Source organism: Parabacteroides faecalis (assembly GCF_022809355.1).
Lineage (GTDB): Bacteria > Bacteroidota > Bacteroidia > Bacteroidales > Tannerellaceae > Parabacteroides > Parabacteroides faecalis.
In genome coordinates this window covers 1-21,617 of the sequence record NZ_JAKZMM010000042.1, presented here as the reverse complement: position 1 = coordinate 21,617, position 21,617 = coordinate 1, and the positions used below count along the sequence as shown (strand labels likewise).

The 21,617-nt window shown below is 41.7% G+C and carries 19 protein-coding genes and 1 tRNA gene; 9 read left to right on the top strand and 11 right to left on the bottom strand.

The window, feature by feature from the left end:
• Positions 1-254: 254 nt before the first annotated feature.
• On the top strand, positions 255-797 hold the full coding sequence (locus MUN53_RS14245) for a very short patch repair endonuclease (protein WP_178292203.1): 543 nt from the start codon (positions 255-257) through the stop codon (positions 795-797).
• On the opposite strand, the gene dcm is transcribed toward MUN53_RS14245, so the two are convergent.
• Entirely contained in the window at positions 759-1,988 is a 1,230-nt protein-coding gene (dcm, locus tag MUN53_RS14240; protein ID WP_243326121.1) for a DNA cytosine methyltransferase, read from the bottom strand. The genes MUN53_RS14245 and dcm overlap by 39 nt on opposite strands.
• A gap of 3 nt (positions 1,989-1,991) precedes the next feature.
• Positions 1,992-2,717: an Eco47II family restriction endonuclease gene (locus tag MUN53_RS14235; protein ID WP_243326120.1), complete on the bottom strand. Its 726-nt coding sequence runs from the start codon at positions 2,715-2,717 to the stop codon at positions 1,992-1,994.
• 213 nt (positions 2,718-2,930) lie between these two features.
• Between MUN53_RS14235 and MUN53_RS14230 the strand changes: the two genes are divergently transcribed.
• From MUN53_RS14230 to MUN53_RS14220, 3 genes are read left to right on the top strand one after another with little or no spacing between them, the layout of a single operon-like run.
• A complete protein-coding gene (locus MUN53_RS14230) occupies positions 2,931-3,611 on the top strand; it encodes a peptidylprolyl isomerase (RefSeq protein WP_394803089.1) in 681 nt (226 codons plus the stop codon).
• A gap of 5 nt (positions 3,612-3,616) precedes the next feature.
• Positions 3,617-4,384, top strand: coding sequence for a peptidylprolyl isomerase (locus tag MUN53_RS14225; protein WP_243326118.1), 768 nt, complete (start codon positions 3,617-3,619; stop codon positions 4,382-4,384).
• Between the two features lie 9 nt (positions 4,385-4,393).
• Positions 4,394-5,710 carry an MATE family efflux transporter gene (locus MUN53_RS14220; protein WP_243326116.1) on the top strand — a complete coding sequence of 439 codons (1,317 nt, stop codon included), beginning with the start codon at positions 4,394-4,396 and terminating at the stop codon, positions 5,708-5,710.
• Between the two features lie 87 nt (positions 5,711-5,797).
• Here MUN53_RS14220 and msrA read toward each other — a convergent pair whose 3' ends face one another.
• Positions 5,798-6,283 carry a peptide-methionine (S)-S-oxide reductase MsrA gene (gene msrA / locus MUN53_RS14215; RefSeq protein WP_243326115.1) on the bottom strand — a complete coding sequence of 162 codons (486 nt, stop codon included), beginning with the start codon at positions 6,281-6,283 and terminating at the stop codon, positions 5,798-5,800.
• 118 nt (positions 6,284-6,401) lie between these two features.
• On the opposite strand from msrA, the gene MUN53_RS14210 reads away from it, so the two are divergent.
• The 4 genes from MUN53_RS14210 (at position 6,402) to MUN53_RS14195 (ending at position 9,624) form a co-directional block, all read left to right on the top strand.
• On the top strand, positions 6,402-8,048 hold the full coding sequence (locus MUN53_RS14210; protein WP_243326113.1) for an RluA family pseudouridine synthase: 1,647 nt from the start codon (positions 6,402-6,404) through the stop codon (positions 8,046-8,048).
• Positions 8,049-8,306: 258 nt separating this feature from the next.
• Positions 8,307-8,744 carry a DUF6249 domain-containing protein gene (locus MUN53_RS14205; protein WP_243326112.1) on the top strand — a complete coding sequence of 146 codons (438 nt, stop codon included), beginning with the start codon at positions 8,307-8,309 and terminating at the stop codon, positions 8,742-8,744.
• On the top strand, positions 8,741-9,223 hold the full coding sequence (locus MUN53_RS14200) for an RNA polymerase sigma factor (protein WP_243326110.1): 483 nt from the start codon (positions 8,741-8,743) through the stop codon (positions 9,221-9,223). The genes MUN53_RS14205 and MUN53_RS14200 overlap by 4 nt, the downstream gene beginning before the upstream one ends.
• Positions 9,220-9,624: a hypothetical protein gene (locus tag MUN53_RS14195; protein WP_243326108.1), complete on the top strand. Its 405-nt coding sequence runs from the start codon at positions 9,220-9,222 to the stop codon at positions 9,622-9,624. Before MUN53_RS14200 ends, MUN53_RS14195 begins: the two co-directional genes overlap by 4 nt.
• Positions 9,625-9,711: 87 nt before the next feature.
• Here the strand turns inward: MUN53_RS14195 and MUN53_RS14190 are convergent.
• The 7 genes from MUN53_RS14190 to MUN53_RS14160 all read right to left on the bottom strand — a co-directional run bounded on the left by MUN53_RS14190 (position 9,712) and on the right by MUN53_RS14160 (position 16,001).
• Positions 9,712-9,785 (bottom strand) — tRNA-Pro (locus MUN53_RS14190).
• A gap of 110 nt (positions 9,786-9,895) precedes the next feature.
• Complete coding sequence (locus MUN53_RS14185; protein ID WP_243326106.1) at positions 9,896-10,510, bottom strand: uracil-DNA glycosylase family protein; 615 nt, start codon at positions 10,508-10,510, stop codon at positions 9,896-9,898.
• Positions 10,507-11,154: a hypothetical protein gene (locus MUN53_RS14180; RefSeq protein WP_022454563.1), complete on the bottom strand. Its 648-nt coding sequence runs from the start codon at positions 11,152-11,154 to the stop codon at positions 10,507-10,509. Before MUN53_RS14180 ends, MUN53_RS14185 begins: the two co-directional genes overlap by 4 nt.
• 34 nt (positions 11,155-11,188) lie before the next feature.
• Positions 11,189-12,019 carry an N-acetylmuramic acid 6-phosphate etherase gene (gene murQ / locus MUN53_RS14175; RefSeq protein WP_243326105.1) on the bottom strand — a complete coding sequence of 277 codons (831 nt, stop codon included), beginning with the start codon at positions 12,017-12,019 and terminating at the stop codon, positions 11,189-11,191.
• Positions 12,016-12,864, bottom strand: coding sequence for an ATPase (locus MUN53_RS14170; protein WP_243326103.1), 849 nt, complete (start codon positions 12,862-12,864; stop codon positions 12,016-12,018). The genes murQ and MUN53_RS14170 overlap by 4 nt, the downstream gene beginning before the upstream one ends.
• Positions 12,865-12,870: 6 nt before the next feature.
• Positions 12,871-14,316 (bottom strand): sodium:proton antiporter NhaD, encoded by a 1,446-nt coding sequence (nhaD, locus tag MUN53_RS14165; protein WP_243326101.1) that lies wholly within the window; start codon positions 14,314-14,316, stop codon positions 12,871-12,873.
• Between the two features lie 164 nt (positions 14,317-14,480).
• On the bottom strand, positions 14,481-16,001 hold the full coding sequence (locus tag MUN53_RS14160) for a DUF4301 family protein (RefSeq protein WP_243326099.1): 1,521 nt from the start codon (positions 15,999-16,001) through the stop codon (positions 14,481-14,483).
• A gap of 162 nt (positions 16,002-16,163) precedes the next feature.
• Between MUN53_RS14160 and MUN53_RS14155 the strand changes: the two genes are divergently transcribed.
• Entirely contained in the window at positions 16,164-18,377 is a 2,214-nt protein-coding gene (locus MUN53_RS14155) for a RelA/SpoT family protein (protein WP_243326098.1), read from the top strand.
• A 157-nt stretch (positions 18,378-18,534) separates the two neighbouring features.
• Here the strand turns inward: MUN53_RS14155 and MUN53_RS14150 are convergent, their stop codons facing one another.
• Entirely contained in the window at positions 18,535-21,069 is a 2,535-nt protein-coding gene (locus tag MUN53_RS14150; RefSeq protein WP_243326096.1) for a DUF6383 domain-containing protein, read from the bottom strand.
• Between the last annotated feature and the right edge of the window lie 548 nt (positions 21,070-21,617).

Sequence of the window (21,617 nt, the reverse complement as noted above, 5' to 3'; positions counted from 1 at the left end):
TGTCTAACGAATCTGATTTTCTTTATCTGGGAAATGAAATTCTGTACAACGAATCTGATTTCCTTGATCTAGGAAATGAAATTCTGTCCAACGAATCTGATTTCCTTGATCTAGGAAATGAAATTCTGTACAACGAATCTGATTTTCTTTATCTGGGAAATGAAATTCTGTCCAACGAATTATGTTTTTACTTCTGTAAAATTCCTTCAAGCTTTCCTTTCGAATTAGTAAATTTGCAGCAAAGACACATAGGTATGGATATTTGGGACAAGAAGAAACGCTCGGCCGTCATGGCGAGGATCAAAAGCAAGGACACGAAGCCGGAACTTATCGTCCGCCGCTACTTGTACCACCGGGGCTACCGCTATCGTAAGAATGTGAAGAAGTTGCCGGGTACGCCCGACATTGTATTACGCAAATACGGCATCGTGATCTTCATCCATGGCTGTTTTTGGCACGGCCACGAGGCGGATGGCCATATTCCACACAGCAACACGGACTTTTGGAAGAAGAAAATCGAACGGAACAAGCAACGGGATGAACGCGACAAGGCGAAACTGAAGAAAATGGGTTGGCGGGTGATGACCATCTGGGAATGCCAGTTGAAACCTGCTGTCCGCGAACAGACATTGCAAGAAATGGAGTACCACATCAACCACACTTACCTGGAGCATTTCAAGCCCAAACCACTTAAAACATATGGAATAGAAGAAAATTCCCCCAGCCTGGCAGCTGAGGGAGAAGCGGGGTATGGGGAGTTAAAGGCTTTCGATATCATTGAAAAGTCGGATGAGTGAACGACCAACAGCATACGCCAAATTGACCGGAACAGCGTTCCCTATTTGTTTATATTGCGAACTAAGTGTTCCTGCAAATTTCCATTCATCCGGGAATGTCTGTATACGAGCATATTCTCTCACTGTCAGTGGTCGAGTTTCCGTTGGGTGACAACGCTCGGTCTGTTTTTGAGCTGGTGCGCAAGTCAAAGTCAGACTAGGTTCGTCCAAAGAAAGCCTTCGAGCCATTCCTGTTTTCCCCCCTTCCAATTCAAAACTACCACCCATATATTCTTTTTGTACATCAAGAGGCAAATCGCGCCAATATCCCCCCATCGGTACAAGTTCCATCACTTTTTGTTTTTTAAGAGGATATGTTTGCCCCTCGGAAGGAGGAACATCAGTATCATATAATTCACCTTTGAAAAAAGCATCCCGCAAAGTCATGATCCGATGATATGGATCCGGCCATTTGAATTGAACTTTATCAGCAATATCATTCCGGATAGCGACAAGAATCAACCGTTCTCGCTTCTGAGGCACTTGATAGAAAATGGCTTTCAGAACCCGAGGCTCTATCAAGGTATAACCTAATTCTGCAATTGTGTTTCTTATTGTTTCCAATGTACGTCCTCCATCGTGAGCGGCAAGCCCTTTAACATTTTCGCCCATAAACACTTTGGGTTGTATTTCTTTTACGGCACGAGCCAACTCAAAAAATAAAGTTCCTCTCGTATCATTGAACCCTCCTTGTTTGCCTGCATAAGAAAATGCCTGACAAGGGAAACCTCCGGAGAGGAAATCGACTTTACCATTGAATTGTTTGAAAGAAATAGTTCTGACATCTTGCTCCACAACCCTCCATTCGGGACGATTATATTGCAATGTCACACAGGCATCATGATCTATCTCATTCAATAGGATATGAGAAAAACCAGCCTTTTCCAGTCCCAAAGCAAGCCCTCCTGCTCCTGCAAACAATTCTATAGACGTATAAGAGCGTAATGGATTCACTTGCATTTCCTCTTCCCATGAAGATTGTACCATATCGCTAATTTCCGGAACACCCAATAATTTTTCTACATAAAAAAACTTTCTTCCTGCAGGATCAATGGAAGGCACGAAAGCACCATTTGTTTCCCACTTCTGCAAAGTGGCCTTAGACACCCCCATAATGTCTGCAAAGTTAGAGGCAGATATTATTTTTTGCATAAATCAAAAGTTTTGGAATCCATCATAAGTTTTAAACGCAAGCAAATAAAGACTTTTGAACGTATCAGGAGAAAGTTGATGAAGTTCTTCATAAACACTATTTTCTATGGAACCTCGTTGTAATTCAGCAATAACATCATCCAACACATCAGGTAATGCACGACACAATTTGAAAAAAGCATCATCATCACCAAAAACGATACTATAAAATTTATCGATAGAAACACGACGTATCTTTTCATGAGACAAACCATCATAAAGCCACTTTTCATTACGAGACTTCGAGGCAATCACTTCTACCAACATACACACTGCTTGGTCATCATGAAGGATTTTATCCTGCATGTGGCGGTAAACACTGTCTGCGGCACGACTATTCATCGTATTATGCTTGTTTTTCAATTCTGCAAAGATATGCAGTTGCGGATTAATAATGTCGAATCCAGTGGTCGGAACTTCCCAACCATTACCAGCATATTTAAACAGATTCTGATGAAAATACCCGATATGATTGGTATTGGTTTTGTCTATTTGGCGGATACATTCTGATTCAATGATTTCTTCCAGGCTTTTTCCATATACCTTTGAATCAAAAGTCAACTTGATAGGATCAATAATATTTTTATTAAACTCTTTCAGATTAATGTGATTACGATACAACTCTACCGTTTCTTTCACATGATTAAATATATTCTCATTAGAGATAAAGCCTAACTGATAGTCTCTCATATAATTACTCTTTATTATAAGCGCAAAGATATGATTAATGATGAATAAGACAAAAAGAAAAACACGTTTTCTGATGCCACGTCATAAGATTAACACAAAGACAGAAATACTTCTCCACCACAAAAACAAGGCAGAGCGCTGAGCCATTCCTTTTTATTTTGTACCTTTGTTCGCATAATTCAAATTACTAATCAATAATTCAAGAAGATGATGATGAAACGCCTATTGACAAGTTTGCTGATAGCCATGATGGCTTTGTCTGTTCCTTTCGCAGAGGCAAAGGCGCAGGAGGAGAAGGAAATTCTGGTGCAAATCGACACCGACATGGGGAAGATCAAGGTGAAATTGTATAACGATACGCCTTTGCATCGGGATAATTTTATCAAGAATGTGAAGGATAACCTGTACAATGGCCTGTTATTCCACCGCGTGATCAAGCAATTCATGATTCAGGCAGGCGATATTAACTCGAAGGATGCGCCGGCAGACAAACATCTGGGTGACGGTGATCCGGATTATACAGTTCCAGCTGAGATTGTTTATCCGAAGCATTTCCATAAGGCAGGTGCTTTGTGTGCGGCCCGGACAAGCGATGATGTAAATCCGGAACGGGCCTCGTCGGCTTCGCAGTTCTACATCGTGACCGGGAAATTCTTTACCGAGATGGAACTGGACAAGATGGAGAAGGAACAGAACAAGAAGTTTACAGCCGAACAACGCGAGGCTTATATGCTGGAAGGCGGACGTCCGGACCTCGACGACAAATACACGGTATTTGGAGAAGTCGTAAGTGGCATGAAGACGGTATTCAAGATTCAGATGGTTGAGACCAATACGGAAGACCGTCCGCTCAAGAATATAAAGATTAAATCAATGAAAATAGTAGAGAAATAAAGAGAATGGAAAATCAAATGAACGAAACGCAAGTGCTGATGCACACCTCGATGGGTGACATCCAGTTGAAATTATACAATGAAACACCCAAGCACCGGGATAATTTTATCCAGCTGGTAAAAGACGGTACGTATAACGGATTGTTGTTTCACCGCGTCATCAAGGATTTTATGATCCAAGGCGGTGATGTAACTTCGAAGGATGCGCCGATGAACAAATCTTTAGGCGCCGGTGATCTGGGTTATACGGTTCCAGCAGAATTCAATTATCCGAAATACTTCCATAAGAAAGGCGCTCTGTGCGCTGCCCGTACTGGCGATGAAGTGAATCCGGAACGTGCCTCATCGGCTTCACAGTTCTATATCGTAACCGGGAAAAAGTATTCGGAAGCAGAATTGAACCAGATGGAAAAGCAGTTAGAAAACCGACTGAAGCAATCTATCTTCGCCCGCTTGCAGGCTGAAAACAAACCGAAAATCATGGAATATTACCGGAGCGGCAATAAGGAAGAACTGGCTATCTTGCGTGATACGCTAATCGGAAAAACAGAACTGGAAGCCGAAAAGCGGAAAGACGAAACCAAACTCCCGAAAGAATTGCGCGAAATCTACAAGACGGAAGGCGGCGTTCCTTTCCTGGATAACCAATATACCGTTTACGGTGAAGTGGTAAAAGGAATTGAAGTGGTTGAAGCCATTCAAAACGTAAAAACAAACAAACAAGACCGCCCGACAGAGAACGTGGTAATTACATCCGTTGAACTAATCGGTTAATTCCGTCTGATGAATCATTATAAAGAGACTATACGCCTGGGTGTCCCAATTATGCTGGGACAGCTGGGCATTATTATTGTAGGCTTTGCCGACAATATCATGGTGGGCCACCACAGTACGCAGGAACTGGCGGCAGCTTCGTTCGTGAATAACTTCTTCAACCTGGCTTTCATCTTCGGAATGGGCTTTTCTTACGGACTGACTCCCATTGTCGGTCGGCTGTTTGCCCAAAAACAATACGCCGAAGTAGGCGCTACGCTGAAAAATAGTCTGGCGATTAACTTCATCGTCGGTATTCTGTTAAGCCTTTGCATGCTGTTTTTGCTCTTCAACCTCGACTGGCTCAACCAACCGAAAGAGTTATATCCATATATCATTCCGTATTATATTCTGCAACTCTTCTCGGTTGTCTTCACCATGCTGTTCAATTCGTTCAAGCAATTCAGCGACGGAACGACTGATACGCTGACACCGATGTATGTCATGCTGAGTGCGAATGTAGTTAATATTATCGGGAATTACTTTCTCATTTACGGTCATGGCGGATTTCCGGAGTTAGGATTGACAGGTGCCGGTATATCAACGCTTTTCAGCCGTATCCTGACGCTAGCCGCATTCTGCTGGCTCTTTTGCCGGAGAAAGAAATATGCGGAATACGTCAAAGGATTCAAACAAAGCGTCATTAACCGGGAAAGTATCCGAAATCTGGTACGCTTGGGTTTGCCGGTCGGTTTCCAAATGGGCGTAGAGACCGGATCTTTCAGTCTGAGTGTCATTATGATGGGATGGATTGGCAGTACGGCTCTGGCGGCTTACCAGGTAGGCGGTGTCATTACAACGTTAGGCTTTATGCTTTATTATGGTATCGGAGCGGCTGTATCCATTCGGGTAAGTAATTTCAACGGAAGCCGGAACAATCAGGAAATACGCAAGGCGGCTCAGGCCGGATTTGTGATTATCAATACCTGTGCCCTGCTTTTCATTGCTTTCTTACTGCTGTTCCGCACACGTATCGGTTATTTATTTACTCCGGAAGAAGAAGTCGTAAAGTTGGTAGCTCTCTTCTGCTGGCCCATGATGCTCTATCAATTCGGAGACGGTTTGCAGATTCTTTTCGCCAATGCCTTGCGCGGACTGACTGATGTCAAATACATGGCCAAGATGGCGCTGGTTTGTCACTTCGGACTCGCTCTGCCGATCGGTTATATCTGTGGTTTTATCCTCAACTTAGGAGCATTGGGTGTCTGGTTCGGTTTCCCGATCAGTCTCACCACATTGGGATTATGCTTGTGGAGACGTTTCCATGTATTGACAAAGGCAGATTAAGATAAAGATCCCCAAAGATTCCGTGTTAAACCCAATAAAGGCACGAAGTCTTTGGGGATTTATTTTTAGTACCACATCTTCCGTATCTCAGAACTTCTTTGTCCGGATATGGCAATAAGGTTCTCCACCCGTCTTGTCATAATAATGCTGATGATACTCCTCTCCTTCCCAGAAAGCTGAAGCCGGTGTAAGGCGTGTATTCACTTCATAGCCTTTCAACCGGAGCAAGGCTATCACTTCTTCGGCCTGTTTCTTCTGTTCTTCATTCAGATAAAAGATTTCACTTCGATATTGCGGACCAATGTCCGGACCTTGTCCGTCGGTTTGCGCCGGATCATGAATCTCAAAGAACAGCTTACATAAATCAACATAGGATGTCTGGTCGGCATCAAACACGACCTTCGTCACTTCGGCATGACCCGTTGTATGCGCTTTTACTTCTTGATAAGTAGGATGTTCCTTATCTCCGCCCATATAACCGACTACCGAATCAATAACTCCTTTGGCATGTTCAAACTGATATTGTGCGCCCCAAAAGCAGCCGCACGCAAATATTGCAGTCTCTTGTTTCATCGTTTCCTCCTTATTTTATCGGACCAAATGTACAAAAAAATCTAACAGCACCAAGCTGATGTCTTTATATCCCGTGATGTTGATTACTTTTGTAGCGCTGTTTTCAATGCGATCTATCATGTCTGTAAGCAAATTTCACACCTTTCAATCCCCGACCGACGGTATCGAACTGCCGGAAACGTTTACTAATCCGTTCCATTATACCCCACATCCGCTTTGTCTTTTGGCGACAAAAGAGGTACAAGCCTATCTGGAAACACGAGACGACTGGCGGGAAGAACTGGAAAAAGGGAAAATGTTTGGTGTGCTGGTTGTGCGGAAACCCACCGGAGAAATCGGTTTCTTAGCAGCTTTCTCCGGGAATTTGGCCCATTCCAACAACCACGATTACTTTGTTCCGCCGGTCTATGACTTACTGCAACCCGACGGATTCTTCAAGATCGAAGAAGAACAGATTACAGCCATCAACCATGAACTCGAAACGATGCAACACAATCCGGCTTATTTGTCGTGGAAAGAGGAACTGCAGCAACAGCAGACGGCTGCCTCTCAAGTATTGCAAGCCGCCAAGACCTTCTTGAAAACAGAAAAAGAACGGCGGGCACGCCTCCGCGAAACGGGTCTGACAGCCGACGAAGATGCCCGGCTCATCCAAGAAAGTCAGTTCCAAAAGGCAGAATATAAACGGCTGGAACGAAAATGGAAAACCGAACTCACCCAACTGGAAACGCGTATCCTGGAGTATGAAAAGCAAATCCAGCAACGGAAGCAAGAACGGAAGAAACGGTCGGCAGCCCTTCAGCTCCGGCTTTTCGCCCAGTTTAATCTGTTAAATGCCCGAGGAGAGACAAAAGATCTTTGTGAAATCTTTGCACCGACAGCCCAGCAAGTTCCTCCCGCCGGAGCAGGCGAATGTGCTGCACCCAAACTGCTGCAATATGCCTATTTGAATCAGCTTCGTCCGATTGCGATGGCTGAATTCTGGTGGGGCAATTCTCCAAAAACAGAAATACGCCGGCATGGTTACTTCTACCCTGCCTGCAAAGGGAAATGCGAACCGATCCTCAAACACATGCTGATCGGCCTGCCGGTTACCTTCCAATCGGTCCAGACCTCGGTTGCATCCGATATTTCTTTGGAGATTCTTTATGAAGACAATGACCTGCTGGTCGTCAACAAGCCGGCGGGCATGTTGTCGGTTCCCGGGAAAGAAGCCAACTTTTCTGTTTACGACTGGGCACGAAAGCAATATCCCGAAGCCACCGGTCCGCTGATAGTTCACCGTCTGGATATGGCTACTTCCGGTCTGTTGCTGATTGCCAAGAAAAAAGAAGTTCACCAACATCTGCAGGCACAGTTTAAGAACCGGACCATCCGCAAACGATACATCGCTCGGCTCGATGGCATCCTCAGTTCTGATAAAGGAAGTATTTCTCTGCCCATCTGCCCCGATCCACTGGATCGTCCGCGGCAAATCGTCCATGAAACCTTAGGTAAACCCGCCATCACTACGTATGAAGTGCTCCAAAGGAGTGCCCATCAAACGTGGATTGCCTTCTATCCGCATACCGGACGCACGCACCAACTGCGCGTTCATGCCGCACATCCCGACGGATTAAATGCCCCGATCGAAGGCGATACACTTTACGGCCGAGAATCGGACCGCCTATATTTACACGCCGAACTCCTGGAGTTTGATCATCCCACTACCAGGAAACGGATCCACATCGAAAAGCCGGCCGATTTTTATCCTACGGAGAAATAATCGTATTCTCATTATCCCGGAGCATAAAATTGCCTACATTTTATATTTTTGACAGCTGTCAAAAAGCTTTTCCATATTAGTCGTAAAGCTTTAGCACAACTATGGAAAAGCTTTAGCACATCTGTCAAAAAATTAAAAACAAATAGGATTCAGGGAAAAAATAAACGAACAGCATGTCACCTTTCGCCTGCAACATTCGTTATACAAATGAACTAGTTCCAAAAACAAGATGTTTAACGAATAAAAAATAGATGCATTATGATCGCTTATACAAGTATTATTATCTCATTGGGTATTTGTGTCGTCCTGCCCGTTCTGATCGTATGGTTAATCATGCGCAAACAAACCAACGACACCAACAAACGTACCGAAATCATTTTAGCCGCATTGGAGAAAAATCCCAATTTGCATATTGAAGAATTCATCAAGCAACTCAATCCACCCAAAAAATCTCTTAAAAAAGAACTTTTGGAAAAACTCCTTTGCGCATGTGTATTCATAGCCATAGGAATTTCATTCTTAGGTGTTGGTTTTTGGATAGATTATAAAGGAGGAAGTGATCCAAAGGATATCTATCAAATTTATTTCATAAGTATACTTTCATTAGGAATAGGCATATCCTTTCTGATCGTTTATTTTATCAGTAAAAGAATGTTGGCAAAAGAATTGGAGTCTGAGGAAAAAGAACAAAAGTGAACCGAGAAGAATTCATAAAACTGGTAAGCCGTGAGCAGGAATCATTAAGAAGATTCCTGCTGGCTCTCTGTTGTGGAAACCGGGAAGAAGCCAATGACATCGCTCAGGAAACTTTGGTAAAAGCATATCTGTCTGTAAGTCACTATCAGGATGAAGGGAAATTCAATGCCTGGCTTTACAAGATTGCCCACAATACCTTTCTGGACAGAAAAAAGGTACAACGAGATTGGGATACATTAGACGAAGCCATCTCTACTCCCGATTTATCTTTGGCAGCCGACCGTTCGTTTGCCTATCAAGATTTATATGCAGCGATAGCCAGTCTGCCTGCCAAAGAACGTACATCGATTCTGTTATACTACCTGAAAGGATATTCTATCAAAGAAATCAGTGTCATCATTGACGTCAGTGTAGATGCCGTAAAGAAACAGTTGTCGCGCGGAAGAGAACAACTCAAACTAAAAATCAAAAGGGAATGAAAAAGGAAGATATTTTAGAACAAATATTTCAAGACTACAAGCCCAGCCTTGAAAGTAACGAATGCTTCATGGAAAAGCTGAATCAAAGATTGGATGCAGTCGAATACATCAAGCAAGTACAGGATAAACAAATTCGCCGGTATAAATATCTGGTGATTGTCGCCTTCGTATTGGGAATTCTGTGCAGCAGTGTCTTGTTTGCCTTTATCCTCATGCTCCCGGAAACGGCATTTACCTTCTCACTCGAAACGGAAATCAAGGGACTTTCATTCCTTGAACAAAACAGCCGTTTGCTTTCTCTTGCTTTCATTGCCGGAATCATCAGCTTTGCCATCATCAGTATTATCCGCAACATCCAGGACGTCATAAATCTTTCCTCATATCAAACAAAGGCAAAATAGAAAGAAGATATGACCAGCGCAAAGCAAAACCGGATAAAAAGACTAAAGGCTAAATATCTAATTGGTAGATATTTAGCCTTTTAATAGTCGGGATGAGAAGACTCGAACTTCCGACCTCCACGTCCCGAACGTGGCGCGCTAGCCAACTGTGCTACATCCCGATTTTTATGTCTTGTAATCGCTTCGGTAGTACCGTTCTCAATTACGGTTGCAAAGGTACGACTTTATTTTAAACTGACAAGCGTTTCGGCAAAAAAATTATCAGAAAATTTCATTTTTCTTTTTCCTCTGCAGGCAACATACCTAGTAATTCAAACATTTTCCGATAGATAGCCGCTTTTTCCGGTAATGGCTTCGGATATGCCCGCGATGAAGAAGGCATACGAAATAGTTTCATATCTCTTCCTTGCCAAACAAAAGAAGAGCAAGATCCGACTGCCGGTTCTTCGACAGAAACATACAACGACAAGACCGACAAAAGCGTATCCATTGCCTTTTGTCCGGTAACCACAATGGCCCGGCATTGTGGAATCTGACCCAATACCTGTTCCAAATCAATCGGTCGGACAATTTCAAGGAACTTATCCGAAGCATTTCCTTTCTGACGGATCACTTCTACACCGGTATCGCCTATTCCCAAACCTTTTTCCCGGCAAAAAGCCTTGCACTTCTCTTCACTGAACTTCCGGGGCGCTTCCAAAAAGAAGTCTTTGTCCGCATAAAATAAAAGTCCAAGAATTCTCCACATATCGTTTTGTATATTCGGATAGTAGAAATTCATGGACCAACGTTGCTGAGGCGGAGGAAAACTCCCCAACATCAGCAACTGTGTATTTTCCGGCAGAAAGAATCCCAGCGGATGCTTCTCGGCTACGGTTTCTTTCATGCGTCTTTCTTTCCTTCTTTTGCCTGTTTCTTCTGATCTTCGCGAGCCAAAAGAACCACATTATAGACAAAGTCTGTTACCCATTGTTCTGAATAGCCCAAAGACTGAGCATACTTACGAACACTCCAGGCGGCTTTCTGCACACTGACATCGTTCCATTCCGAACGTGTCATGATTTCATGCACTGTCTTTACAGTCTGTGCGTAAAGCATCTTCTTCAACAACAGCGCCAAACGGAACTTCCATTGCATCAGATTACCCAACAGACTGAACAAATCATTACAGAAACCCTGGAACATAAAGAAATAGGTCTTGATATCGTTCTGAGTCTTACAACATCTCCTCACCGACGAATCTATTTCCTTGAAGAATGTTTCGTTTAATCCATAATCCTGCATCAGGACTTTGCGGACACGTGCCTTTTCAGCAACACCTAATTTATTATTCTGAGTCGGAATCTTCAGCATACGCTTGAATAAAGCCATATCAGCCAGCATATTCAGATTCGTCACTCCCAAGTTAACGGCCATGACAGCCTGATAGTAAACCCGGATCAGTGAAACGAACTCTTCAACAGAACCTTTCGTCGTTTCTTCAGTTGTTTCCGGTGTATTTTTCTTGAATAATTTTGATAAGAAACTCATTTCATTATGATTTAACGCGCAAATATACAAAATATCACTGATTCAAACGCCACTCCCGATGATAAGAATCAACAGCTTCACAAACAGAACCATGCAATTGCAACAAATGATGCGCCGTATCGTAATCCAAACCTAACTCATCCATAATCATCCGCGTTCCCCGATCAACCAGCTTTTGGTTAGTCAGTTGCATATTCACCATCCGGTTGTTCTTGACTCTTCCCAATTGAATCATCGTAGCCGTACTGATCATATTCAATACCATCTTCTGGGCCGTTCCACTTTTCATCCGTGTACTACCTGTAACATACTCCGGACCAACAATCGGTTCAATGGCTATATCAGCCTCAGCCGCTATCGGAGAATCCGGATTACAGGCAATCGCGCCTGTCAAAATCCCTTCCTGACGCGCCAGATGTAAAGCTCCGATCACATAAGGCGTCGTGCCTGAAGCAGCAATGCCCACCACAACATCCCGAGAAGAAACCTGATGTTCACACAATTCTTTCCAGCCTTTCAACGCATCGTCTTCAGCTGCTTCCACCGGATTCCGCAAAGCCTTCTCACCACCGGCTATCAATCCGATCACATACGTATTAGGCATTCCATAAGTCGGTGGAATTTCGGAAGCATCCAGAACGCCCAATCGTCCGCTTGTCCCGGCACCTAAATAAAACAGTCGTCCACCTTGCTTCATCCGCTCAACAATACCTGTCACCAATTTCTCGATCTGTGGAATCACCTTTTGTACAGCCAATGCCACTTTCTGATCTTCCTGATTAATCTCCGTCAATAGTTCGTGTACCGATTTCTTCTCCAAATCATGATACAACGATTCTTGTTCCGTTATTTTCTGAAAACTCATTTCCTTACCTTATTATAATATAAAATCAGACCGTCCATAGGAGCCTTCTCTATCTTTCCCGGCGTCAGCTCATATTTCTCGAGGACTTGCCGTAATACCGACTGAAAATAAAAAGCCACCGAACCTACAAAATGAACCGGATATCGGTCATGTCCCGTATATTGCATTACATTTCGCCGGATAAAGGCATCAAAACTACGATAAACCAATTGGAAAACCGACTCTACATCCAAATGCTCTTTCAAGAATGGAACAAAGCTGGCCAGGTAACGATTCGGGAAAGGCTTCTTGTAAACATGTTCCAAAATAGAAGCCGGCGTCAGTTGGTAAGTTTCCATAAATTCCTGACATAGCGAAGCCGGCAATTGGCGTTTCAAACAATCTCCGATTAACAGTTTCCCCAAAACGGCACCACTGCCTTCATCACCTAAAATAAATCCCAAAGGAGAAATCTGTTCTTTTACCTCTTTCCCATCATACAGACAAGAATTGGAACCTGTTCCCAAAATGCAAGCGATACCTGTGTCGGTTCCACACAAGGCATGAGCGGCTGCCATCAGATCACTGTTCACTTCCACCGGAACAGACCAACAGGAATGAATCGCTTTTTCTACCAAAACATTCTTCTCGGGAAAAGCACAACCTGCCCCATAGAAGTAAACGGCATCAATCACCAATCCAGTCCATTGCGGATACAAAACCTGCTGAATCATGGCTGTCATTTGTTCTTCCGACTGGAAATAAGGATTCATTCCCGGCGTAAAACACCGGGAATGAATCTGACCTATTTTCTCGACCAAGCACCATTCTGTCTTGGTAGAACCACTATCTGCTATAGCAATCATTTTCCGTTATATAAGCGTACATTGAAGAATATATACCAAAGCTCCGGCTAAATAACCCAAGAAAGCCATTCCGGTAATCTTCTTCAAATACCAGCCAAAGCTAATTTGTTCCAAACCCATAACTACAACACCTGCTGCAGAACCGATGATCAGCATACTTCCTCCTACACCGGCACAATAAGCCAGGAATTGCCAGAAAGTTCCATCTTGTATAAAGTTCATCCAATAAACCGGATCTGCACTGACTGCAACGGCTTCTTCCGTCATTACCGGATACATTCCAATCGCACCTGCCACCAAAGGAACATTATCGACTACTGCCGAAAGCGTACCAATAACCATATTTACAATAAAGACATTTCCGACAGAAGTATCCAACCATGAAGCAAAAGCGCCTAAAATACCTGTATATCTCAGTACTTCAACAGCCAATAAAATACCTAAGAAGAAAAGAAGGGTTGAACCATCAATCCGATGTACGACCTTCGATACACGCAACTTGCGGTCTTCCTCCAATGATTCTTTCTTACCATAAATAAACTCAGTAAAGAACCACAAAATACTAACACCTACCATTACACCCATAAAAGGAGGTAAATGAGTCACCATTTTAAAGACCGGTACAAACAACAGACAAAGTATGCCCAAAACAAAGATATACAAACGTTCCCGATGCGCTAAGGCAAAAAACTCTTCCGGACTATTCGCTTGACCTTCATTCTCTAAAGCAAGAGTCGTTTGTTCAGGAGATGTAACACTACCCTTCATCTGTCTGGCCATTAACAACATCGGAACAAACATCGACACCAGACTGGGAAGGATCAGATGCGGAATAGTTTCACCAGTCGATATGTTTCCTTTGACCCACAGCATAATTGTAGTTACATCGCCTATCGGAGACCAAGCGCCACCACTATTTGCAGCTATCACAATCATACTACCAAAGAACCAACGGGTTTTCTGATCGGCTATGATCTTCCGAATAAGCATAATCATCACGATAGACGTTGTCAAATTATCCAATACTGACGACATAAAGAATGTCAGGATAGAAATCATAATCAACAAAGGCTTGGTCTTCCGCGTTGTGATCCGATTGGTAATAAACTCAAAACCGCCATGCACATCTATCAATTCCACAATAATCATGGCACCGACCAGAAATATCAATGTCTGACAAATCTCACCGATACTTACCAATATTTGATGACTGACGATATATTGCTGGCATTGTTCCATCAACGACAAAGAAGCCACTTGTGGATCTTGAACAAAAGCCTTAAATCCATCACTGGAAACCAAAGAATCAAATTCGGGACCGTTCATCACATACAAAATCCATAAAATCGTTCCCGTCAACAAGGCTGAAGCTGCCTTGTTTATCTTTATCGGATGTTCAAATGCAATCATTAAATATCCGACAATGAAAATTGTTACAACCAATATCAACATCTATACTTCTCTTTCTATCTTTTATAATTCATAAAAACATTCACTACACACAAAAAATGCAGATCTGAAAGCAAATGCAAATATGTATAGATTGCATAACTTCCAGATCTGTATATGTATCTCCGGATCAAACCATCCGGAAAACCTGCTTTCAGCAACGCGTCTTATTGATGTTCACGGCGAAGCAAATCGTTTACAGTCTTCACTGGATTAAATGTTTCAATCGGAACTTCTACAAAGACTGTATTCCAGTCGCTCATAGCACCATTCCAAAGGCCTGGCAACTCAAGAGCCTTCAATTCTTTACCATCTTTACTCTTATAAGAGATAAAACCAGTATTCTTATCTACATAATCCGGCAAATTGAACTTCTCGCCCTTGTAATTCTTAATTGCACAAACCAGATCAACAGGATTAAAGTGAGTTCCTTTCTCAAACAAGGCTTTCTTGACTGGATCATTCATGTCAATCTGTGAACTTTCCAATACTTGTAAAGAAACAGAACCATCCGGATTAACGGCTAAGAACGGACCACCACCTGGTTCTCCTACATTCTTCACCATACCACAAACACGCAATGGACGATTCAATTTATCCTTAATGTAAAGAACCAATTCGGCATCTTCCATCAACTTGATATCTGATTTCCGGGTACACAAATCGTTTTGCAGGAAATGAATCATTTCTTCAATCTGATCATGTGTGTATTTACCGGTATCAATCAATTCCAGATATTTGAAGATCTTCTCTTGCAGACTGACCAAAACACCTGCAATTAATTTCTTATAGATGATAGTTGCTGATTTGAAACTATCCGGAACCACATTATCAATGTTCTTAATGAATACAACGTCAGCATCTACATCGTTCAGGTTTTCGATCAATGCACCGTGACCACCCGGACGGAACAACAACTTGCCATCTTTATCCCGGAACGGAGTATTATCCATATTGACAGCAATTGTATCCGTACTCGGCTTCTGAACACTGAATGAAATATCATATTTCACAGAGAATTTATCTTCATAAGCATCTTTCTTCTCTGCAACCAACTGTTCAAACAAAGCCTGATGTTCCGGAGAAACTGTAAAGTGAATATTTACCTCACCCGCATTGTTCTTGGCATACATGGCACCTTCAGCCAAATGTTCTTCCATTGCAGTACGGAAAGTTTCAGGGTAAGTATGGAACAACAACAAACCTTTAGGCAAAGAACCATAATTCAAGCCGACCTTTTCCAATAAGTTTGAAACGACTTTCTTATATTCACCCAAGGCTACTAAAGCCGGAATATCCTTTCCCGTATTTTCCTGGCATTTCTGATTCAATGCTTTATAAAATGCGAATTTACGAATATCGGCAAAAAACTTCTTTTCAAAGTCTGTTGTAGGAACATCGTAGTAGGCAGAAAGGAATCCAAACAGATTCTTAAACATACGACTGGCAGCACCCGACGCCGGGACAAACTTAAGAATACGCTTGTTCTTTGTCAGATAAGCATCCCAAGCAGCCATATAAGCCGGCTGAGATTCTGCCGGAATCACCTTTATTCCTTTTTCAACAGAAGCCGATGCCTCTATTTCCAGGAAAGGAAACCCTTTCTCAAAACAGGATAACTGTTCCTCAATTTTCTCTTGTGAAATACCTTTTTCAGATAATTGCTCCAAGTCTTTCGCGTTTAACATAGTACACTATTTTTATGAATAAAATATTTTTTCTTCATCCTTAGTACGCAAATGTATAAAAATACCGACAATAATATCATAGATATTTCAAAATAAAAAGATACTTTTACAACACGTTTTACCGTACTTGTCCTCAAATGGGCAAAATAAAGCATAAAGCTTATGGAGACATTACCATTTTTTACACCAGAAGAAAAGAAAGAATTCTTCACCAAATACAGATTACTGCTACGTAACCTGTATTCGTTCCTGGAAAAAGACGATATTTCCAAGATGAAGAACCTGATGAAGCAAGTTGTAGCCAAAGAATGTTATGGAAGAGACAAGAACGGAATCAATGGCCTGCTCAGAAATATTGATACGGCACTGATCGCAACGACTGAAATAGGTCTGAAAAGGACATCTGTACTGGCACTGTTACTCTACCGTCCCGTCTACAAAGGTGTTATTACCAACGAGGAAGTAAAAGAGTTATTTGGGGAAGACATCACGCTCATGATTCAACGTTTGCTTCGTACTTCCGACTTATACGCTCGAAATACGGCTGTCAATTCGGAGAATTTCCACCATCTGTTACTCTCATTTGCCGAAGATGTGCGTGTCATCCTCATCATGATTGCCGACCGCCTCTGTATGATGCGACTCGGGAAAAAACTGTCAGAAGACGACCGTATCCGACTGGCAACAGAAGCAGCCTATCTATATGCCCCATTGTCGCATCGAATGGGACTTTATAAAATAAAAAGCGAGTTGGAAGATTTGTCTCTTAAGTATATCGACCGGAAACAGTTCGATTATATCAAGCAAAAGCTGAATGAGACAAAACGTTCGCGCGACGCTTATATAGCCAGATTCATTGCTCCGCTGAAAGAAAAGCTGGAACAGGCAGGGTTTAAGTTTGAGATCAAAGGACGTACCAAATCTATTCATTCCATCAACAACAAGCTGAAAAAGCAAAAGGTGGACTTTGAGAATATCTATGATTTGTTTGCCATCCGGGTTGTTTTGGATACGCCTCTTGAAAAAGAACGCTCCGATTGTTGGCAGGTATATTCGATTGTAACAGATATGTACCAGCCAAATCCCAAACGATTAAAAGACTGGATTTCCATTCCAAAATCGAACGGATACGAAAGTCTGCATATTACGGTTATGGGTCCGGAGAATAAATGGGTAGAAGTGCAGATCCGAACCAAGCGAATGGATGAAATAGCAGAAAAGGGTCTGGCGGCACACTGGCGTTATAAAGGAGTCAAGGCCGAAAAAGGCTTGGATGAATTCATGAATACAGTGCGGGCTGCTTTGGAAGCAAAAGATTCCAATCCACTGGATCTGATGAAAGATTTCCGGATGGATTTGTATAAAGATGAAATCTATGTCTTTACTCCAACCGGGGAACTGATCAAACTGGCTAAAGGCGCAACCGTGCTGGACTTTGCCTTCGCTATCCACTCTCAGCTGGGGTGTAAATGCGTATCGGCCAAAGTAAATGGGAAAAATGTTCCTATCAAATATGAATTAAACAATGGAGATACGGTTTCCATTGTCACTTCGCCGACTCAATCGCCCAAACGGGACTGGTTGAATTTCGTCGTTACCTCAAAAGCCCGCGTACGAATCAAACAGGCATTGCGGGAAGAAATGGCCAAGATGGTCGATTTTGCCAAAGAGATGTTGCAACGGCGCTTCAAGAACAGAAAGATCGACATGGAAGAGGCTTCGCTCATGCGTTATATCAAGAAGAAAGGATACAAGACCGTAACAGACTTTTATGTTGATATAGCCGAAGAGCGTTTGGATCCGAATGTCATTATCGATGAGTATTTGGATTTGATCCGTAAAGAAACCGAACAGCAAGAACATCTGGTTGCCAGAAGCGCGGAAGAGTTCGTTACTACGACCGAAGCGGAAGAGATAGCAACCAACAAAGATGTATTGGTAATCGATAAAAACCTGACCGGTATCGAATACAAGCTGGCCAAATGTTGCAATCCGATTTATGGTGATGAAGTGTTTGGATTTGTTTCTACTCAAGGTATTAAAATACACCGCATGGATTGTCCAAATGCACAGGAGATGTTCAGCCGTTTCGGCTATCGGATCATCCGTGCCAAATGGAGTGGAAAAGGCGACAACGGATATATCGTTACTCTGCGCGTAGTGGGTCGCGACGACATTGCCATTGTTACCAACATCACCTCTGTCATCGGCAAGGAAACTAATGTCTCTTTACGCTCTTTACATATTGATTCCGTCGATGGATTATTCCAGGGAAACTTCACCGTTCAGGTAAGAGATACGACGACATTAAATCAACTGACTAAAAAACTCAAGACTGTCAAAGGTGTAAAGAATGTAGAACGCCTCAATACTTGAGCAACATAAGATACAAACTATTTCAACGACTTTCCAGAATTATCTGGAAGGTCGTTTTTATTTTACCAAAAACTTTAATAAACATCATAAAAAAACGGCATAAATCCGTAATGGATTTACACCGTTTCCTGTTACTATGACGATTTATGTATAAACCTTATTTCACAATTACCTTTTGAGCAACTTCTCCTTCGATAGCAACAATCAGCAAGCCACGAGAAGCCGGAACGGTAAAGCGATCACTTGTTACCAAATAGTTACCGACAATCTTTCCTAAGATATCCGTCAGGACAATCTTCTTGTCTTTAGCATTCATCACAGTTACTGAATTATGACCACCAGCAACAACGACAGATGTAGGAGCTTCTATTTCTTCATTTGCTGTTGGAGCAGAAGCCTTTTCTACAGAGAAGTTCATACCCGTATTCGACATTACCAAAGTATTGGCAATCTGTGAAACGAATGCACCACCCTTTACATTGATATTTTCCAACCACAAACTACCGTCTTCATTCTTCTTCAAAGAGAAGTAAGCCGGACTATTCTTGGATGTTCGGATTGTATCATTTGAAGGAATAAATCCTAAACGATTCTTTCCCTCATGCTGTACTGTATCAATAGCTGACAGATAATAGCGAACATCCGAAGTTTCATCATCTGCACCAATCATACAAGTAGAGATCAAATAAACAGGTTTACCCGGAATAACCGTATCTGCCTTTTCAATCTTGAATGAGAAGTTATCAGCAGTATAATCCGCTTTTGTAATTTCCTGACCTTCGTTCTTTAACTCAGCCCACAAAGTAAGTGGATTCATTGTCAAGTATTTGCCATTAGACCCGAAACGCAGATGTGAACTTTCTACTGTTTCATATTGCGGAGCGTCAATGATATCGACCTTGAATTTAAAGGCTTCCTCAGAAGTTCCTAATAATAACAAGTTTGATTTTGTATTATAAGTTACATATTCATCTCCTACCTTCATTTCATAAGTATCACCATATTTAGTAGACTCAAATACTACATCTAATATTGACTGCTGATATGCTGATACGATTAATGATTTGGATTCCTCGTCTTTCACCAAATAACGATCACCAAATTGGTCTTTTAAATGGTAAGAAACAGCATACAATGTATCACCCAAAACTTTGGCTCCACCTACAACGCTTTTCTCTTTAACTTCCAAACCAAAGATTTTAGCATCTTCTTCAGTATCAGCAAATAAAACAGAATCTGATACCGAAATCGGAACAACAACTCCATCAACTGCCTGCAGATTTAACTGGATCGCCTTTTCTTTCAATTCAGCCTCTGTAAAATAAAGAGAACCCAGATATTTATCTTTCAAATCCACCTTCGGCTGATATTCAAATGAAAGTGTATCAGTTCTTCCTGCTACCGTATAAGCACCACTTACACCATTAACAGCAAAGATTTCACTGTTAGACGCATAAGTTGTACCTTTCAAACGATCTACAATACTATATTTACCGTTTTCTTCCTTTACATACCATTGTCCGTCTGGATTATAAACGGAAGGAGTTTCAGAAACATATTCATATTTTTCATCTTTATCCTCATTTCCATACAGATATTTACCAGCATTAGCAGTCTTTCCTACATTCTTCAGGAAATAAACACCTGAGCCGTTCGCCAATGTAACTGGAGTTCCGCGGCGGGTTGTAATAAACGGAGCTGTACCTTGTAAAGGATTCGTTTCACTAACCGTCAGTACTTTGTTATCTCCTAATGTAGCATAGACTACTTGGACATCATTTCCACTATATTTATTCTCTGAAGTCAATGATGGAGCTTGCTTAACAAACATGGCAACAGAATCGTTCTTCAAGTCAATCGTAAACTTAAACTTCTGGAACGCTTCATTTCCCCACGTATGTGTACCACCACCTGCCGGTCCTTTATATGTAGAATCGGCAACAAACTTAAACCCGAAGGCATTCTTAGCTCCCGAGATCTCTGTATAAAGTGTATCAACTCCTAAATATTTGGCTTTTCCATCATCAAAGTATTCATCCCCTTTGATCTGTAAAGACATATAATCCTTATTCTCACCCGTTAAATTCGTAGCAACCAATTCCTTGTCCTTAAAGATATCACCGGTATAATTGCCACCCATATTTAGGATAAATGTAGAAATACCATCTCCTAATTCATTTGCTTTCAGCAGATAATTCGAAATAGGAAGTTCTACCGTAAAACTATTATTCGCAGTTGAAGCTAAAGTCAACTTGGAATCCGAAACAGACAAGGCCAACGTTTTACTGTCACCATAATAACCAACAATCTTACCGCCAGTAAATGTCCATTGAGAAACACCTGATGGATCCAAAACCGTAGTTGCATTTGCTTTTGTAGAGAATGATAAAACGGCCTTTGTAGCTTTGTTCGTGAATTGATAAACATCGCCACCAGCAGTCGTTTCTACTTTCTTTATCTGCCACAAAGCCAAATCTATTTCATCTTTTGTTTCTCCTGCACTATTTCTAACAAGAACAGAGTCTGTTCGTTCTGCATCTAACGCCAAATAAGAATTAGCCGACTTTAAATAGAAATAATTCCCTTCTTTCCATTCTGCCTTATCAACCAAACCAGCTTGCTCTTGTGCAAACACCGAAAGCGAAGTTCCCATTAATAAAGCAGTTGATAACAATGTAAATCTTTTCTTCATATGTTTTTAATTTGTTCTTATTCTGATCCTTTTTAATCAATAACTTAGCAAAGATAGAAAAAGTTCATGACTTTGTCCTATCCATGTCCGGTTTATGCGCCAAATCCACATTTTATTGTACAAAAACCCGTATTTATAATACCAGATACAACATTATTACACCGGCAAAACAGAAGTAACGAATATTAAAAACGAAAGTAATTGGAATCATTCCCGATTCTCGGGAGTTTTAAAACACATATCGCATAAACATTGGTTGGAAAGTTCAAGAAAGAGTATTTCATAGCTACATCTCTTATAAATAAAAAAGCCCGGCATATAACATCCGGGCTTAACGATAATATTAATAATAGTGTAATAAAAGATTGATATAATCATTTATTTTTGCTTTAAACAAAAATAAGAGTATGTTTCCTTTTCTACACTACAAAGATATATTGTCATGCTACAGATTTACTTTACACCCATTTAACAAAAAAAGAGAAAGCAATGGGAAAGAAAGGAATCAGTCATCGCAAATTCAGTATTGAGTTCAAATTGTCCGTTTT

Excerpts from the sequence above, each read along its gene's own strand:
- MUN53_RS14185 (WP_243326106.1), bottom strand. The coding sequence starts at position 10,510 with ATGAAAGAAACCGTAGCCGAGAAGCATCCGCTGGGATTCTTTCTGCCG.
- MUN53_RS14150 (WP_243326096.1), bottom strand. The coding sequence starts at position 21,069 with ATGAAGAAAAGATTTACATTGTTATCAACTGCTTTATTAATGGGAACT.
- MUN53_RS14160 (WP_243326099.1), bottom strand. The coding sequence starts at position 16,001 with ATGTTAAACGCGAAAGACTTGGAGCAATTATCTGAAAAAGGTATTTCA.
- MUN53_RS14235 (WP_243326120.1), bottom strand. The coding sequence starts at position 2,717 with ATGAGAGACTATCAGTTAGGCTTTATCTCTAATGAGAATATATTTAAT.
- MUN53_RS14195 (WP_243326108.1), top strand. The coding sequence starts at position 9,220 with ATGAAAAAGGAAGATATTTTAGAACAAATATTTCAAGACTACAAGCCC.
- nhaD (WP_243326101.1), bottom strand. The coding sequence starts at position 14,316 with ATGTTGATATTGGTTGTAACAATTTTCATTGTCGGATATTTAATGATT.
- MUN53_RS14155 (WP_243326098.1), top strand. The coding sequence starts at position 16,164 with ATGGAGACATTACCATTTTTTACACCAGAAGAAAAGAAAGAATTCTTC.
- MUN53_RS14210 (WP_243326113.1), top strand. The coding sequence starts at position 6,402 with ATGTCTGTAAGCAAATTTCACACCTTTCAATCCCCGACCGACGGTATC.
- MUN53_RS14225 (WP_243326118.1), top strand. The coding sequence starts at position 3,617 with ATGGAAAATCAAATGAACGAAACGCAAGTGCTGATGCACACCTCGATG.
- MUN53_RS14230 (WP_394803089.1), top strand. The coding sequence starts at position 2,931 with ATGAAACGCCTATTGACAAGTTTGCTGATAGCCATGATGGCTTTGTCT.
- MUN53_RS14180 (WP_022454563.1), bottom strand. The coding sequence starts at position 11,154 with ATGAGTTTCTTATCAAAATTATTCAAGAAAAATACACCGGAAACAACT.
- MUN53_RS14170 (WP_243326103.1), bottom strand. The coding sequence starts at position 12,864 with ATGATTGCTATAGCAGATAGTGGTTCTACCAAGACAGAATGGTGCTTG.
- MUN53_RS14245 (WP_178292203.1), top strand. The coding sequence starts at position 255 with ATGGATATTTGGGACAAGAAGAAACGCTCGGCCGTCATGGCGAGGATC.
- MUN53_RS14220 (WP_243326116.1), top strand. The coding sequence starts at position 4,394 with ATGAATCATTATAAAGAGACTATACGCCTGGGTGTCCCAATTATGCTG.
- msrA (WP_243326115.1), bottom strand. The coding sequence starts at position 6,283 with ATGAAACAAGAGACTGCAATATTTGCGTGCGGCTGCTTTTGGGGCGCA.
- murQ (WP_243326105.1), bottom strand. The coding sequence starts at position 12,019 with ATGAGTTTTCAGAAAATAACGGAACAAGAATCGTTGTATCATGATTTG.
- dcm (WP_243326121.1), bottom strand. The coding sequence starts at position 1,988 with ATGCAAAAAATAATATCTGCCTCTAACTTTGCAGACATTATGGGGGTG.
- MUN53_RS14205 (WP_243326112.1), top strand. The coding sequence starts at position 8,307 with ATGATCGCTTATACAAGTATTATTATCTCATTGGGTATTTGTGTCGTC.